This window comes from Dickeya zeae NCPPB 2538 (genome assembly GCF_000406165.1).
Classification (GTDB): domain Bacteria; phylum Pseudomonadota; class Gammaproteobacteria; order Enterobacterales; family Enterobacteriaceae; genus Dickeya; species Dickeya zeae.
In genome coordinates this window covers 861,650-877,264 of sequence record NZ_CM001977.1, presented here as the reverse complement: position 1 = coordinate 877,264, position 15,615 = coordinate 861,650, and the positions used below count along the sequence as shown (strand labels likewise).

At 56.0% G+C, this 15,615-nt stretch carries 16 protein-coding genes; 13 read left to right on the top strand and 3 right to left on the bottom strand.

Annotated elements, in window-relative coordinates; translation table 11 throughout:
* Positions 1-40: 40 nt before the first annotated feature.
* Genes DZE2538_RS04000 through DZE2538_RS03980 form a run of 5 tightly spaced genes read left to right on the top strand, consistent with a single transcriptional unit; the run spans position 41 to position 4,553 of the window.
* Complete coding sequence (locus tag DZE2538_RS04000) at positions 41-913, top strand: carbohydrate ABC transporter permease (RefSeq protein ID WP_038915647.1); 873 nt, start codon at positions 41-43, stop codon at positions 911-913.
* Positions 910-1,737 carry a carbohydrate ABC transporter permease gene (locus tag DZE2538_RS03995; RefSeq protein WP_038915646.1) on the top strand — a complete coding sequence of 276 codons (828 nt, stop codon included), beginning with the start codon at positions 910-912 and terminating at the stop codon, positions 1,735-1,737. The genes DZE2538_RS04000 and DZE2538_RS03995 overlap by 4 nt, the downstream gene beginning before the upstream one ends.
* A gap of 9 nt (positions 1,738-1,746) precedes the next feature.
* Positions 1,747-2,817: an ABC transporter ATP-binding protein gene (locus tag DZE2538_RS03990; RefSeq protein ID WP_038915644.1), complete on the top strand. Its 1,071-nt coding sequence runs from the start codon at positions 1,747-1,749 to the stop codon at positions 2,815-2,817.
* The gene (locus DZE2538_RS03985) at positions 2,807-3,574 is read left to right on the top strand and encodes an MBL fold metallo-hydrolase (protein WP_038915643.1); all 768 of its coding nucleotides are present in this window, start codon (positions 2,807-2,809) and stop codon (positions 3,572-3,574) included. Before DZE2538_RS03990 ends, DZE2538_RS03985 begins: the two co-directional genes overlap by 11 nt.
* Positions 3,567-4,553: a LacI family DNA-binding transcriptional regulator gene (locus tag DZE2538_RS03980; RefSeq protein ID WP_038915642.1), complete on the top strand. Its 987-nt coding sequence runs from the start codon at positions 3,567-3,569 to the stop codon at positions 4,551-4,553. Before DZE2538_RS03985 ends, DZE2538_RS03980 begins: the two co-directional genes overlap by 8 nt.
* A gap of 45 nt (positions 4,554-4,598) precedes the next feature.
* On the opposite strand, the gene DZE2538_RS03975 is transcribed toward DZE2538_RS03980, so the two are convergent.
* Complete coding sequence (locus DZE2538_RS03975; protein WP_019844417.1) at positions 4,599-5,501, bottom strand: LysR family transcriptional regulator; 903 nt, start codon at positions 5,499-5,501, stop codon at positions 4,599-4,601.
* A 192-nt stretch (positions 5,502-5,693) separates the two neighbouring features.
* On the opposite strand from DZE2538_RS03975, the gene DZE2538_RS03970 reads away from it, so the two are divergent.
* The 6 genes from DZE2538_RS03970 to DZE2538_RS03945 all read left to right on the top strand — a co-directional run bounded on the left by DZE2538_RS03970 (position 5,694) and on the right by DZE2538_RS03945 (position 12,305).
* The gene (locus tag DZE2538_RS03970) at positions 5,694-6,686 is read left to right on the top strand and encodes an alpha/beta hydrolase (protein WP_019844418.1); all 993 of its coding nucleotides are present in this window, start codon (positions 5,694-5,696) and stop codon (positions 6,684-6,686) included.
* 554 nt (positions 6,687-7,240) lie between these two features.
* Positions 7,241-7,939 (top strand): 4Fe-4S dicluster domain-containing protein, encoded by a 699-nt coding sequence (locus tag DZE2538_RS03965; protein ID WP_019844420.1) that lies wholly within the window; start codon positions 7,241-7,243, stop codon positions 7,937-7,939.
* Positions 7,932-8,888 (top strand): cytochrome c nitrite reductase subunit NrfD, encoded by a 957-nt coding sequence (nrfD, locus tag DZE2538_RS03960; protein ID WP_038915641.1) that lies wholly within the window; start codon positions 7,932-7,934, stop codon positions 8,886-8,888. Before DZE2538_RS03965 ends, nrfD begins: the two co-directional genes overlap by 8 nt.
* A 2-nt stretch (positions 8,889-8,890) precedes the next feature.
* Positions 8,891-10,270: an MFS transporter gene (locus tag DZE2538_RS03955; RefSeq protein ID WP_038915640.1), complete on the top strand. Its 1,380-nt coding sequence runs from the start codon at positions 8,891-8,893 to the stop codon at positions 10,268-10,270.
* Positions 10,271-10,326: 56 nt separating this feature from the next.
* Positions 10,327-10,671, top strand: a complete 345-nt coding sequence (locus DZE2538_RS03950; protein WP_012883567.1) for an FMN-binding protein — start codon at positions 10,327-10,329, stop codon at positions 10,669-10,671.
* A 62-nt stretch (positions 10,672-10,733) separates the two neighbouring features.
* Entirely contained in the window at positions 10,734-12,305 is a 1,572-nt protein-coding gene (locus tag DZE2538_RS03945) for an FAD-dependent oxidoreductase (RefSeq protein ID WP_038915639.1), read from the top strand.
* A 44-nt stretch (positions 12,306-12,349) separates the two neighbouring features.
* Here the strand turns inward: DZE2538_RS03945 and alkB are convergent, their stop codons facing one another.
* Complete coding sequence (gene alkB / locus DZE2538_RS03940; RefSeq protein WP_038915637.1) at positions 12,350-13,003, bottom strand: DNA oxidative demethylase AlkB; 654 nt, start codon at positions 13,001-13,003, stop codon at positions 12,350-12,352.
* A gap of 96 nt (positions 13,004-13,099) precedes the next feature.
* On the opposite strand from alkB, the gene DZE2538_RS03935 reads away from it, so the two are divergent.
* A complete protein-coding gene (locus DZE2538_RS03935) occupies positions 13,100-13,786 on the top strand; it encodes a DNA-3-methyladenine glycosylase family protein (RefSeq protein WP_080638947.1) in 687 nt (228 codons plus the stop codon).
* Positions 13,787-13,842: 56 nt separating this feature from the next.
* Here the strand turns inward: DZE2538_RS03935 and DZE2538_RS03930 are convergent, their stop codons facing one another.
* Positions 13,843-14,307, bottom strand: coding sequence for a multidrug/biocide efflux PACE transporter (locus DZE2538_RS03930; RefSeq protein ID WP_012883563.1), 465 nt, complete (start codon positions 14,305-14,307; stop codon positions 13,843-13,845).
* 106 nt (positions 14,308-14,413) lie between these two features.
* Between DZE2538_RS03930 and DZE2538_RS03925 the strand changes: the two genes are divergently transcribed.
* Entirely contained in the window at positions 14,414-15,280 is an 867-nt protein-coding gene (locus DZE2538_RS03925; RefSeq protein WP_023639017.1) for a LysR family transcriptional regulator, read from the top strand.
* Positions 15,281-15,615: the final 335 nt, after the last annotated feature.

The following is a 15,615-nucleotide window of genomic DNA, read 5'->3' as shown; positions in this document are numbered from 1 at the left end:
TTTTCGGGCGGGCCACGGTCCGCCCACGCAAGGACACCCCATGCATTTTGACTCCCGCTGGCAACGCTGGCTGCTGCTCCTGCCCGCCGCCACGTTACTGCTACTGCTGACGCTCTACCCCATCGGCCAGATGCTGCTTTACTCCTTCAGCAAGGTCGATTATGCCGCCGCCAGCCGCAGTTGGGTCGGGTTGGACAACTATCGCCAATTGTTCGCCGACTGGTTTTTTACCACCAGCCTGAAAAACACCCTGCTGTTTTCAGTCGGCAGTTCACTGTTGCAAGTGCTGCTGGGGCTGGTATTAGCGTTATTACTGTACCGCCATTTCCCCGGTCGCCAGTGGGTGTTGAGCCTGCTGATTTACCCCATGATGATCTCCACGCTGGTGTGTTCAGCCATCTGGCGCGTGTGGTTTCATTACGATTTTGGCCTGCTGAATAATTGCCTGACCGCGCTGGGGCTGATGCCGCAACCGTGGCTATCCAGCCCGCATCTGGCGCTGTGGTCGCTGATGTTGGTGGATATCTGGCAGTGGACGCCGATGGCCTGTCTTATCATTCTCGCCGGGTTACAGGTAATCCCCAAAGACATACTGGAAGCGGCGCAAAGCGACGGCGCCAATGGCTGGAAACGGCTGTGGTACGTCACGCTGCCACTTATCCGCCAACCTCTCATGCTGGCGCTGCTGCTGCGCTCCATCGACACCTTCAAGCTGTTCGACAAAGTGTACGCCCTGACCGGCGGCGGCCCCGGTTATGCGACCGAAACCCTGTCGCTGTACATCTATCAGCAAGGCTTTAAGTTTTTTAATCTGGGGCTCGCCAGCGCCGGGGCAGTCATTATGCTGCTGTTCGCCGCCGCCATGAGCCTGGTCTACGCCTGGCAGTTACTGCGTGGAGGGAAAAGCGCATGAGACTCCCCTTCTGGCTGACGGCACTACGTGCCCTGGCGCTGGCTATCGCGTTGCTGTTTTTCACCTTACCGATCCTGTGGATGGTGGCAGCGGCGTTTAAGTCCACCGCGGAATTCTCTAGCCTTTCCAGTCCGTTCTGGCCGCAACAGTGGACACTCACTCACCTCAAGAGCCTGCTGGATAATGGCGTTGGCGCACGGCTGCTTAATACCCTCTGGGTCGCGGCGGGTGCCACCGCGTTATCGCTGATAACCGGTTTTATGGCTGCCTATACGCTGGCACGCCACCGCTTCCCGGCACGACTGGATAGCCTGTTCCTGCTGTTGGTGCTGTTGATCAAGATGATGCCGCCGATGGTGGTGGCCATCCCGCTGTATTCGTTGCTCAAATCGCTGCACCTGCTCAACAGTCTGGCCGGGCTGATGCTGGCGTATCAGGTCTACACCCTGCCGTTTTGTATCTGGATGCTGCTCAGCTTTATCCGCGATGTGCCGCTGTCGCTGGAAGAAGCCGCCGCGATGGACGGTGCCGGGCTGTGGCGACGGCTGCGTTACATCGTGCTGCCGGTGTGTGCTCCCGGTCTGGTCGCCACGGCGATCTTCACCCTGATCATGGCCTGGAACGAATTCCTGTTTGCCCTGCTGTATCTGCAAACCCCACAGCAATTCACGCTGCCGCTGTTTATCGCCAACTTCATGACTGAAAACCAGATCTATTGGGGAGAACTGATGAGCATCGGGTTGCTGTCTTCGCTGCCGGTGTTGCTGGTGGCGGGCTTTGTTCAACGTTATTTGCTGCGCGGCTTCGCCGTCAGCCAGAAATAGGATTCGCGGATGAGTGAATTACGATTACATCAGGTCACCAAGCACTACGGTCGCCAGACGGTGCTGCACGGCATCGATTTGCATATCCGTCAGGGAGAATTGGTGGTGTTCGTCGGCCCATCCGGCTGTGGCAAATCAACCCTATTGCGGACCATCGCCGGGCTGGAAGAACAAGACAGCGGCCAGATTCTGCTGGGTGACGACGATATCTCGCGCCAGCCGCCAGGCCTGCGGGAAATGGCGATGGTGTTTCAATCTTATGCGCTTTACCCGCACATGACCGTGGCGGAAAACATGGGGTTCGCGCTCAAGATGGCCGGTGAACGACGCCCTGTGATTGCCGAGAAAGTGGCACAGGTCGCAGAGATGCTACAACTCACACCGCTACTGGAGCGTAAACCCGGTGCGCTTTCCGGCGGGCAACGCCAACGGGTAGCGATTGGTCGCGCCATCGTGCGTAAACCGCGCCTGTTTTTGTTCGACGAACCACTGTCTAATCTGGATGCGAAACTGCGCACCCATACCCGGGTGCAGTTAAAAGCCCTGCACCAGCAGTTAGCTGCCACCATGATTTACGTCACCCACGACCAGGTCGAGGCGATGACGCTGGCTGATCGCATCGTGGTATTGCACGAAGGACGTATCGCGCAAATCGGCACACCGGAAGAGCTGTATCACCAGCCCGCCACGACCTTTGTCGCCGGGTTTATCGGCACGCCGGAAATGAACTTTTTTCAGTTATCGTCCGGTCAAACATTATCGCCGTGGCTGCAACGACTGGCGCGCGACGAACGCGCGGTGACCCTCGGCGTTCGCCCGGACGCCTTTGAGATAACCAGCAGTATTCCAACCTTTCAGGTGGATCTGGTGGAAAACCTGGGGGCGCAATATCACCTGCACGGCCATATCATCCATGAACCTGGCATCAAACTGGTGGTGGAAAGCCGTAGCGCGGCGCGTATCGGTCAGGAGCTGGCGTTGCAGGTGGTAGCGGAACGCTGCCACTGGTTTGATATCGATGGACAGCGTTTACCCTCACCCGCGCATACCGGGAAACAGGAGACTGTGCATGGAGCTTGATATTCTTGGCAGCGGTGAAGCCTACGACAGCCAACGGGTTAACGCCGCAATACGGGTCAGCGAAAACGGGTTTCAATTGCTGGTGGATTGCGGTCCGACAGTTCCGCAGGCACTGTGGCAACGCCAGACCGCACCGGACGACCTCAACGCCATCTATATTACCCACGCCCATCCCGACCATGTCCTCGGCCTGACGACCTGGCTTAACTGGTGCGAATCTTGCGGGCGTACCGCACCGTTGACGATCATCGCACCACGTCAGCAACTCCCGCAGTTACAGCGTCTGGCGGATTTCGCCTTTTGGCCGGCCGGTCGACCGCTGTTTACCCTTCACTGGCAGGATAGTGAAAGCCTGAGCGAACTGGGGCCATGGCATTGCCAGACGGCACCGACCCGCCACTCGGTACCTAACCGGGCGTTGTATCTGAGCGCTAAGCAGGGGTCATTGTTCTACAGCGGTGACGGTCAGTTGACGCCCGCCGCGGCCACACTGCTGGCGCAAGCGGACCTGGCGCTGGTGGAGTGTTTTTCACCGCAGGCAACCGGCAACGCCTGGCACGGCAACTGGCCGCAGGTACAGACGCTGGCGCGTAAACCAGGTGCACAACTGGGGTTGTACCATGTGCAACAGTCGCAAAAAGCGGCACTGCAACAAGCTATCGCCGCCTCATCCGCTATTTTTCTCCCCGAACAGGGCGACCGGGCGCACTGTCATGACGGCCACTGGCACATCATCAGAGGGTCTGGACATGAATAAGAAGCGCATTACCTCGATTGATGTTGCCCGTAGCGCCGGCGTTTCCCCCTCGGCGGTGTCGCGCACTTATTCTGCGCCGGGAAAAGTCAGCCAGGCAACCCGCTCACGGGTACTGGCGGCCGCCGATGCACTCGGCTATCGCCCCAACGCACTGGCGCGCGCGCTGGTCAATTCCGGGCGGCAAGGCTCCGGCATCGTGGCGGTGGTGATGGGGGAATTCGATAACCCGTTCCAGCCCTGGTTGTTTAATCTGCTAACGCAGGCGCTGCAACAACATGGGCTGGTGCCGATGCTGGTCAGCGTCACCGAACACTGTGACATCCGCGCCCGACTGCAACAGGCGTTGTCGTGGCAGGTGGAAGCGGCGATTATTTCTGCCGGTAGCTTATCGCAAGAAACCACCGAACGCTGTCTGGAACTGTCACTGCCGATGGTGCTGATGGGACGTGAAGATAAGCGTGAAACCGTCACCGCCGTGCTGTCTGATAACCGGCTGGCCGGTGAACTGGCGGCTGATCACCTGATGTCACAGGGGCTGACCCGGTTAGCCTACATCGCCGGTCGTCATGATGGACAAGCCTCGCTGGAACGACTGGCGGGCTTTCGTCAGCGCCTGATCAGCCGTGGCTTGCCGGAGCCGATCGTCGCCGATAACCCGGATTACGCCTACCACAGTGGCTACCGCGCTATGTGCCAGTTACAGCAACAATACCCCTCGGTGGAAGGCGTATTCTGCGCCTGCGATGCGCTGGCTTTTGGCGCGCTGGACGCCCTGCGGCTCAACGGCGACGCGAACTGTAAAGTGATCGGTTGCGACGACACCCCGCAGGCCGCCTGGGAAGGCTACCGGTTGACCACGGTGCGTCAGCCGGTTGAGTTGCTGGTAGAGCACGTGATACGTCATCTGCAACAGGTGTTACGCGGTGAGGCACAACACGGTGACACCGTTCGTATTGCACCCACACTGGTCGTGCGCTAAACCCGCTCGGGCGCTCATCGCGCCTGATAACGGATAAGCCAGCCGTTACCCACGTAGCGTCGGGTGATGGCGCTCCATGAAATCCAGAAAACGGCGCACCATCGGAATGCCCGCGCTACGCTTGAGATAGCTGACAGCAAACGTACGGATGATCGGCGTAGCGACCGGGCGAATAGCGATATCGTACCCCTTCAGGCTCCCCGCCACCGAGGTGCACAGAAAGACTACGCCGCCGTGGTGCATCACCAGATCCATAATGATGTCGAGATTGCTGCACTCACGAAAGCAGGTCTCCTCCAGCCCGGCACGATTGAACGCCGCCGACACCGCCGCATGCTCGCCGGTACCTTTTTGCGGCACAATCGGCCGCTCCTGCGCCAGTTGCTCCAGCGTCAGGCTGTCTTGCCCTGCCAGCGGGTGATCGGCGGCCATCACCGCCACCAGATTGTCATCCAGAAAGATGGTGTGATTAAACAGTGGGTCCTGCAAATAATCATCGAATGGCGTGGAGAGCGACACATGAATCTCGGCATTTCTGACCTTTTCCAGCAAGTCGCTGCTGACGCCATCAATAAACGATAACTCGATATTCGGGTGCTGCTTCTGAAATGACGTAAAGACATCGTAGTATTTCAGCCGGTTGAAGATAGGAATCACCCCGACCATCAGGGCACCATCCTGACTTTCTTCGTACGATTGCACAAATTGTTCTACGTCGTAATACTCGCGAATCAGTGGTTTGATTTTTTCATCAAACGCTTCGCCGAATGGCGTTAACGCAAACTGGCGGGTGGTGCGATTAATCAGTTTTCGTTCTAACTCCTGTTCCAGTCGGGATATTTCCTGAGAAAGAAAGGCCTGAGAGATATTGAGAGATTTGGCGGCACGGGTAAAACTCCCTTTGCGGACCAACTCATGGTAATAAAGTGCTCGCTTGATACTTATCATGATTATTTTTATTTATAACCTTATCGAATATTAATTATATGAATTTGTTAAAATACTAATGTGAGATTAAGCACAATTGTATTAATCATCACCATGTTAGCCTGCACCCTGACTGTACCTTATGCTCATCCGTCTGCTTGCATATTGATTCAAAAACAATGATCAGAAAATAATTTTTTTAAGGAATAATTCATGCGTACCCCACCCCTCAAAATGATACTGTTATCTTCCATTATCATTACCGCAGCCGCTCAGGTTCCCCATACGATGGCAGCAGACAACACACATGAACTGACGCTGACCCCGCGTCAGCCGTCGGTTAAACTGATTTCCGACGTGGTTTACGCGCAGGTGCCGATGCGCGGCTATGCTAACGTCGCGTTAAAGATGGATATTCTCCAGCCGGAAGCCAAATCACCGCAGCCCGCCGTGTTGTTCATCACCGGCGGCGGCTTCATCAACGCCAATAAAGACAACTATATCCAGCAACGGCTGAAAATGGCGGAAGCGGGTTACGTGGTCGCCAGCATGGAGTACCGCGTGGCACCCACCGTACTGTTCCCCGCCCCGCTGGAGGACGTGAAATCCGCCATTCGCTATCTGCGCGCCAATGCGAGCAAATTCGGCATTGATACGAATCATGTGGCCGTGTTCGGTGCCTCAGCCGGTGGCTATCTGGCGGCATTCGCCGGTACCAGCAACGGCGACAAGCAATTTGACCGTGGTGAACACCTGGACCAAAGCAGTCAGGTACAAGCGGTGATCGATTTCTATGGCCTGTCAGACCTGACCCGCGTCGGTGAAGGCTTCCCGGATGCAGTGGTACAGAAACACGCGTCGGCGTCCTCAACCGAAGCTATCTGGGTCAACGGCACTTCGGTGTTCAATGAAGGCGGCCCGATTACCCGCTTCCCGGAAAAAACCGCCGCCGCCAACCCGATCAACTATATCAGCAAGAACACACCGCCTTTTTTAATCATGCACGGTAGCGCCGATACGGTAGTTTCCCCTCATCAGACCGACATGCTGCACAAGGCGCTGATAGCCCATGGCATCAACAGCACCTATTACGTGGTGAAAGGCGCGGAGCATGGCGGCATTTACTGGGTACAGCCAGAAATCATGCAGAAAGTGCTTCAGTTTCTGGACCGTCAGTTGAAGCCATCATCGGTTGGCAGTCATTAACCGGTAGATAGTCATTAATCAGTCGATAACCATTAATCAGTTGTTCGCCATTGCGCTGAAACGCCTCCTTCGAGGCGTTTTTTATTTTTCGCTTTTTATGTATCGACACAAATAACGTCCCGCGCTATCAAATCATTGCGCCACATCATTTTTATTCATTTTAACTAAAGAGATATTTTCCGCATAAATCAAAAAAGACACATTGATAACAAAAACAAACAACAAAAATAACATTAACAATAAAACTCACGACAATAATAGCAGTTTTCTCGCCAGTTATCGTATTTTGCAATTATTTTTATCCGGATATACAAAAAATTAAATGTGAAGCGTGACACATATCCCGCCAGGTGCACATGCTCCAATTATTCCCATCAAGATGTCTGACTTTTTAACACTCATTATTTTTAAAACATCTTCTTATTTCTAATAAACGAGCATTGTTGTTATTCACTGCGTGTATTCATGCCCAGTGAAAAGAAAATAAAAACGATTTATTGCCGCGCAGAGCGTGATAGCTGCAAACCGATATTTGCTTTCTGAAAGGTTATTTTATGGAAAATTATACCCGACGCCGTTTTATTGCCATTATGGGCAGCGCGCTGGCCGTTTCCGGCAGTGGCCTGCCAGTGGCCGCACAGGAAACGGCATTACCGACCACTGGGGTGCGACCGGTAAAATACGGCATTTTGCACAACGAGCTGCGCTGCATCGGCTGCAAAGCCTGCATGACCGCCTGCCGTAAAACTAATCAGGTACCGGAGGGCGTCACCCGGCTGAATATCATACAAACCGTCGATATCCCCGCCACCGATACCACTAAACCCATTAAACAGTTCTTCCGTCAGTCCTGCCAGCACTGCGATAACCCGCCTTGTGTGTCTGTCTGCCCAACCGGGGCCTCATTCAAAGATGCGCTGACCGGCATTGTCGATGTCAACGACAAACGCTGCGTCGGTTGTCGCTACTGCATCGCCGCCTGCCCATACCACGTGCGCTTTATCAACCCGGTAACCAACACCGCAGATAAGTGCAATTTCTGTCGGGAAACCAATCTGGCGGCAGGCAAAAAACCGGCCTGCGTCGAAATTTGCCCGACCAAAGCGCTGGTGTTTGGTGATCTCAACGATCCGGACAGCGATATTTCGAAAATGATCAAAAGCAACCCTATCTACCGCAGCAAAGTCTACCTGGGTACCGGCCCTAACCTTTACCGCATACCGGGTAAATACGGAGAAAGCGATCATGCATAACGCCTTTCACTTTCCTTCGCTGGTATGGGACTGGCCCATCGCCGTTTACCTGCTGCTGGTAGGAATTTCCTCGGGAATGATGGTGCTGACGTTACTGTTTCGCCGCTATCTGCCCGCAGAAAATCAACACACTAATCCGTTGATAGCCGCCACGGCGATCATCGCGCCGCTGTCGGTCATCGTCGGATTGGTGATCCTGATTTTCCACCTCGCCCGCCCCATTACCTTCTGGTATTTGATGGTGTTCTATAATCCCCATTCCATCATGTCGCTGGGGGTGATGCTGTTTCAGGTGTACATGCTGGTGATGTTCCTGTGGATTGCCAGCCTGTACCGCCAACCGCTGCTGGCCTGGAGTGAACGCCGGTTGCCGGGCGCGTTACACGCGGTGCTCAACCGGGTTATCGCCTGGGTGACTCGCTACCTGCGTCCGGTAGAAAATGTCTTGCTGGTGCTGGCGTTGTTGCTCGGTTGCTATACCGGCTTTCTGCTCTCGGCGTTGAAATCCTTTCCACTGCTGAACAATCCAGTACTGCCGGTGCTGTTTCTGGTGTCCGGCGTCACCTCCGGCGTCGCGGTACTGATGATGGTCGGTGCCTCGGCGAGCAGCCAGCAATACTGCCCGCACACCCTGCATCTGCTGCACAAACTGGAAAAGCCGATCGCGCTGGTTGAACTGTTTTTGCTCTTTGCCTTTTTTACTGGCCTGTTATTAGGCGGTGGGCAGAAATTGGTCGCGGCACAGGTAGCGTTGAGCGGATTCTGGGGCGGCGTGTTCTGGATCGGTATTATCGTCATCGGCATGCTGGTGCCGCTGGCGGCAGGCAGTGTACCGGCGATGCAACGCCGTATCGCGTTCCTGCCGCGCCTTACCGCCAGCCTGACGCTGCTGGGTGTCTTCCTGCTGCGGCTGTTCGTGCTGTACGCCGGTCAGATGACGGTAGCCTGACTATGACGGGCCCACGCGCACTCTTCTGGCTGGCTTCGGCGGCGTTCTTCATGCAATCGCTGGACACCACCATGCTGTACGTCGCCGTACCAGCGATAGCCCGTGCGCTGCACCAGCCCGTCTTGCGTATGGAACCGATCGTCATGGCTTACGTCATCACCGTCGTGGCCTTTACCCCGATTAACAGTTGGCTGAGCCAGCATCTGGGAGAGCGGCGTACGTGTCTCGCCGCCCTGACCATCTTCACCGGCGGCGCACTGCTGTGCTTTCATGCTGATTCCGCGCTCCAACTGGGTTTGGGGCGGTTTATTCAGGGAACCGGCGGCGCGCTACTGTTGCCGGTGATCCGCACACAAGTGCTGCGATACACCCCCGCCGATACCCGGTTGTCCTTCCTTAACCGTATGACGCTGCTCGGCATGTTCGGCACCCTGACGGGCCCGCTGTTGGGTAGCCTGCTGACCGACGGGTTATCCTGGCGGGCTATTTTTATCGCGCCAGTCCCCCTGGCGCTGCTGTGCCTGTGGCTGGCGTGGCGCATTCTGCCGACGGATACGAGCACCCGCGTCAGCACCTGCCGGGTGTCGATGCGTCACCTGCTGCCACTGGTCGGCATTCTGTTAACGGTAACCTTGTTATTGGCCGCGGCACCGCGGCACCTGCTGTCGCTGCCAGTCATCGTGCTGTTGGGTCTGGCCTGTACCCTTTGCACGTTATTTTACCTGCGCAGTGACCTGCCGGGGCGCGAAGCGCTGCTGCCGGTGTCCCTGTTCAGCATCCGTTCTTTTTATGTCGGGGTATGGGGTGGTGTGCTCACCCGCTTACTGCTGGCCTCGCTGCCGGTAGTGATATCACTGGTGGTTCAGACCTCGCTCGGGCTGCCGCCCGCGACCGCCGGTCTCATCATGTTGCTGTTTTCCCTCGGCGCGCTGCTGGCCAAGCTGGTGTTCGAACCGCTGATTCGCTGGCTGGGTTACCGCAATGTGCTGATGTACGGCACGCTGCTGGCCTCAGCCCTCGTGCTGCTGCTCGGCCTCGCCATTCAGCACCGCTTACTGCCGGTGATTGGCGTCTGCGCTGTCGCTATCGGCCTGATGACCGCGTTGTTGCACTCAGCGGAAAGCACGCTGGCCTGCTGCCACCTGTGCAGCGACACCTACAACAGCGGCAATAACATCATGATCCTCAGTCAGTTGATTGCCGTCATGCTCAGCATGGCGCTGACCTTCCCGGCGTTGCGGCTGTTTTCCCAATGGGAACCACTACTGAACATCAACCATTTCAGCCTGCTGTTGCTACTGCTCGGCACCGGATTACCGCTGAGTTGCCTGTTGTTTCGCCATCTCAGCCACGAAGAAGGGAAAACGCTGCTGACCCCTTAGCCCGGCGCGGGTTCCCGTTTATTGATGATATTAACCATACAGAGTGAATGTTCGTTATGAAAAAAAGTTCCATCACATTATTGGGTTGCCTGTTGCTGATAGCTGGCGTGGCCGTCGCTGAAGACCAATTCAAAGCCGGTACCTACTCAGCGACCGGACAAGGTATCGGTGGTGACGTCACCGTCACTCTGGATATCGATGCCAAAGGCGTCGTGCAAAAAGCCACTATCGATGCCCCAGACGAAACCCCGGAAGTCGGCGGCGAAGCGGCCAAAGAGCTGGCCAAAACCATGACCGAGAAAAAGACCATCAATGTCGATGGGGTTTCCGGCGCCACCATGACCAGTGGCGCGGTGCATGACGCCTCGCAGGCGGCTTACGCCAAAGCCAAGGCGAACTGAATACCGGACGATGCGCCAGTCTTTGGCGCGTTATTCCACGCGTAAAATAAAAGGAAAATAATATGGTTCAATACCGAAAAAAACTCCTTGCGGCTTTGTGCCTCTCGGTGCTGGGAATCACCTCTGCTCAGGCATCAGGACAACCCGAGCCCGCGGCAGAACCGGCGAAAAGCGCTGAACCGGCCAAAACGGTCGACATCCCGAAAAGCGCGGATGTGGTGGTGATTGGTGCGGGTGCCGCCGGTACTGCCGCTACCATGGCGGCCGCCGAGAAAGGCGCTAGCGTCGTCTTACTGGAAAAACAGCCCGCCGTCGGCGGCACAGGCAATTTCGCGGAAGGTATCTTCGCGGCCAACAGTTCGATGCAAAAACGCCAAGGGATCGTCGTCACGCCGGATATGGCCTTTAAAACCATCATGGAATACAGCCACTGGATGGCCAACCCGTATGTGGTGCGTACCTTCGTCAATCGTTCCGCCGACACCATCGAGTGGGTGAAATCCAAAGGCATCAAGTTTGAATACATCGGCCCCGGCGGGCCGGGCGGGATGCTGACCTGGCACGTTATCGATGGCCCCGGCCACGGTCGCTACCTGATCAAAACCTTCCATGAGCAGTTTAAGAACATGAAGGTCACCACACTGGTGAAAACCGCCGGTAAAGACCTGGTGATGAAGGACGGCAAAATTACCGGCGTGATCGCGGAAGGCAGCGACGGTAAACCGTTCCAGATCGACACCAAAGCGGTGATCGTCGCCACCGGTGGTTACGCCAACAACAAAGAGATGCTGCAAAAATACGTCGCTATGCCCGACACCATCATGGTCGGTAACATCGGTAAAGACGGCGACGGCATCAAAATGGCGTGGAAAGCCGGTGCCAAAGAAGAAGGCATGGGCGTAGTGCAGTCTTACCGCCCCGGTCTGCCGGAGTATGCCCCTAACTCCCAGATGCTGGCCGCCGCTCGCCAGCCGTACCTGTGGGTAGACAAAACCGGACGCCGCTTCACCGATGAGTCCATCGTTATCATTTGGCCGCACGCCGGTAACGCGCTGGCGAAAGCAGGTGGCGTTATGTACTCCGTCTTCGACGAGGAAACCCGCAAGCACGTGGTCAACGACGGTATTGATGTGCCGATCGGTGAATGGGTTATCGCCAATACCAAACTGGTGAAATTCGACGACGAGTTTGCCAAAGAGCTCCAGAAAAACCGCGGTTTTGTCTTCAAAAGCAACAGTATCGACGACCTGGCCAAACAAATGGCCATCGACCCGGCCGTGCTGAAACGCACCATTGAAGACAACAATCGCTATGCTACCCAGAAACGCGACGAGATCTTCAACAAGAACATGGATTATCTGCGCCCGGTGAAAACCGGCCCGTTCTATGCGGTGAAGATGATGCCAGCAGCACTCGGTACGCTCGGCGGTGTGAAAATTAACGAGAAAATGGAAGCAGTCAGCCCCAACGGCAGCGCGGTACCGGGCCTGTACGTGACCGGCAACGATGCCGCCGGTATGTACGGCGACACCTATGACTTGCTGTTGGGCGGCGGGACGTTCGGTTTTGCCCTCAACTCAGGCCGTATAGCGGGTGAAAACGCGCTGGAGTACATGCACTTCTCTGCGAAGTAATCATACAACGTCATGATGAGTGTCCCCCACACCGTGGGGGACACTCATACGCAGCGAAACGTCAGATTCAGGCGTACCTCATCGGACATTCCCATCGGCAACGGCCCGCGTTTTAGCGGCAAAATAGCGTGGTAACACAATCGGGACGGCCCCCCCCACACCACCACATCACCGTGCGTCAACGTCAGCCGCTGGCAAGGGTCGCTGCGTTTCATGCCACCGAACAAGAACACCGCGCTCAACCCTAACGACACGGACACAATCGGCTGGCGTAAATCCAGCTCGTCTTTGTCCTGATGTAACGACAGTTTGGCACCAACGGCGTAGCGGTTAATCAGGCAGGCATCGGGCGCAAAGTCGTGATATCCCGCCTCGCGTGCCGCGGCCTGAGACAACTGCAAGAAACAAGCGGGCATAGCAGGCCAGGGCTGACCGCTGAGCGGGTCCTGCGCGCTGTAGCGATAGCCGTGCTCGTCGCTCACCCAACCCAGTGTCCCGCAATTACTCATCGCCACCGACATGGTATACCCGCCCGGCGTCACCAGGTGCCGAAACGGCGCTCGTTGCGTCACGGTCTTGAGAGCTGCCAGCAACGCATCGGCCTGCGGCCAGGCAAAACCGCGCAACACCACCGCACCGGGTGCCAACGTTTCATTCCGGCGCTCCGGCGGCTCATCGGCAAACAGTTCAAAATTCATGCGCAAACCTGTTCAAATAACCAGTATAATTGAGTATATCTCTCTTAGCGGAACATTGCCTGCTGGAATACATCGCCAACCATAAGGAGCCACCCTATGACGCCATCACCCCTCCCGTTCGACGAAACTCAGGCTCTTGCCCATTTGTCCGCCATTGATGTGCACTGGGCGCGCTTGATAGACGGCGTCGGTCATATCCGCTTTGAAAGCCGACCGGCACGGGAACCTTACGAGGCGCTGATCCGGGCGGTCTCCAGCCAGCAACTCAGTAACCGTGCCGCCGCCGCGATCATCGGCAAGCTACAGCAACGTTTTGACGTGGGAGAGAGCGGTTTTCCATCTGCTGAACAACTGGTGGCGTGCGAACCCGAGGTGTTACGCCAGTGCGGTTTTTCCGCCCGTAAAATCGACACGGTGAAAGGCATTGCGCAGGGCGTAATGAGTGGATTGGTACCCGCCAGAACGGCAGCCGAACATCTGGATGACGATACGCTGATCGAGCGCCTTTGCACTTTGAAAGGCATCGGCCGCTGGACGGTAGAAATGCTATTGATCTCCACACTGGAGCGGATGGATATCATGCCGGTGGACGATCTCGGCATCAAACAGGGGTTTCGTTACCTGTATCGCCTGCCACAAGACCCCACGCGCAAAGCGATGCTGGAGATGAGCGAGCCTTGTCGCCCCTATCGCACGCTGGCAGCCTGGTATCTGTGGCGCATTCCTCACATGCCGGATTACGCCGAATACCGGGCGTCACTGCGTCAGTCGACCGACGGATGAAAACGGACCCGAAGCAAGGAGAAAGCAAACGCTCACTCTTCTGCCTCGGGTGCCGACTAGCGTCCCTGTACCGCTGGGGTTAGCAGACGCTCACGCAACAGGTCGTACAGCCAGTTGTAGGCCATGGTGTACGGCAGGAAAAACAGGAAGAAGCCGATTTCCACCATCAGTGCCTGCCACAACGTAATATTCAGCATCCAGGCGGCCAGCGGCAAACCAAACAGGATAAAACCACCTTCAAAGCCCAACGCATGTCCTGCACGCACCCATACGCCACGTCTCACGCGGCTGACCGGCCACAGGCGATCAAACACGCTGTTGTACACCACGTTCCAGACCATTGCCACGCTGGATAGCATGATAGATAGCACCCCGACCTGCAGGATGGATCGCTCCAGTACCCATGCCCCTATCGGCGCGCAAATCAATAACGCCATCACTTCAAAACCCACGGCATGCACTATCCGTTCACGCCAGGATTTTGACGGATGATGTCCTGTTTGCTGAGTGTTCTGTTGCATATATTCCTCCTACTGATCGCGCAGTAGCGCTGATGGATTGCTATTTTCATCGAAATAACCAATAGTGATAAATTAGAATCCATCTAAAAAATCGATAGAGGCAGCGATGCGTTATTCTCCTGAATCACTGCTGGCGTTCATCGCCACGGTGAATACCGGCTCGTTTTCCGCCGCAGCACGTCACCTGCAAAAAAGCCAGTCCACCGTCAGTACGGCGGTGGCGAATCTGGAAGCCGACCTGGGATTGCAGCTGTTCGACAGACGTGGTCATCAGCCAGTGCTGACGGATGAAGGACGCAAGGTGCTCAGTCATGTGAAAGCGATTCTGTCCGCCAGCGAAGCGCTGGATGAACTGTCAATCCGGCTGGCAGATAAAGTCGAGCCACGGCTCACCTTCGTGTTATCGGACACCTGGCAGTGCCGTTACTATCACCCGATACTGCAACGCTTCGCCGTGCGGTTTCCCGACGTGGAATTCGAATGCCTGATTGCGGAAGACGAAGACGTGGTGGAACTGCTGCAATCTCAACGCGCCCATGTTGGCGTATTACAAGCGCAGGCACATTACCCGATCGACATTGCGGTATCCCGGTTGCAGGTGAAAACCGAAATGGCGGTCTATGTCGCCCGCACGCATCCGCTGGCGCAGCAGACTCAGGTAACACAGGAACAACTCGCCACGGTACGCCAGTTATGTCTGCATACTTACAGCCAGCGGGAACGCCCACAAACGGAAAGCGCCAGCTGGTCAACGCCGTCGTACCTGATGCTGTTAGAAATGGCGCAACAAGGATTTGGCTGGAGCACCCTGCCGCGCTGGCTGGTAAACGAATACGCGCAGAATCAGTTGGTGGAGCTACCACTGCCGGGCTGGCCGCGGCAAATTGAAGTGGATATCGCCTGGTCCCGCCCCTCGCCCCCCGGCCCGGCGGGACTGTGGCTCATCGATACCTTGCTCGAACAACGCGAATAATAAAATCAACATATCGGCAAGGTGATGTGTACCCTTATTTATTCAATGGGTATTTATCACCCCGACACATTGCACTTAATTAATTTAAATAAATGACTTAATATGGCGCCCGTCATGTCACGATTATCAATATCAACATCCTGTTTCTGTCTGCGATATATTTTCGACGAAAACATGACGAAGATAAAAATAATGTGACTTGTCAGCGTGGTACTCCCCGCCATAAAGCCATAGTATGTGAGGTGGTATCCCTCAATAGGCGCACAACTGGCGCAAGTTAAGGAATATCAACCACGTTTATTGCTTTTGTCGTCGTGCCAAAGACGACGGACACA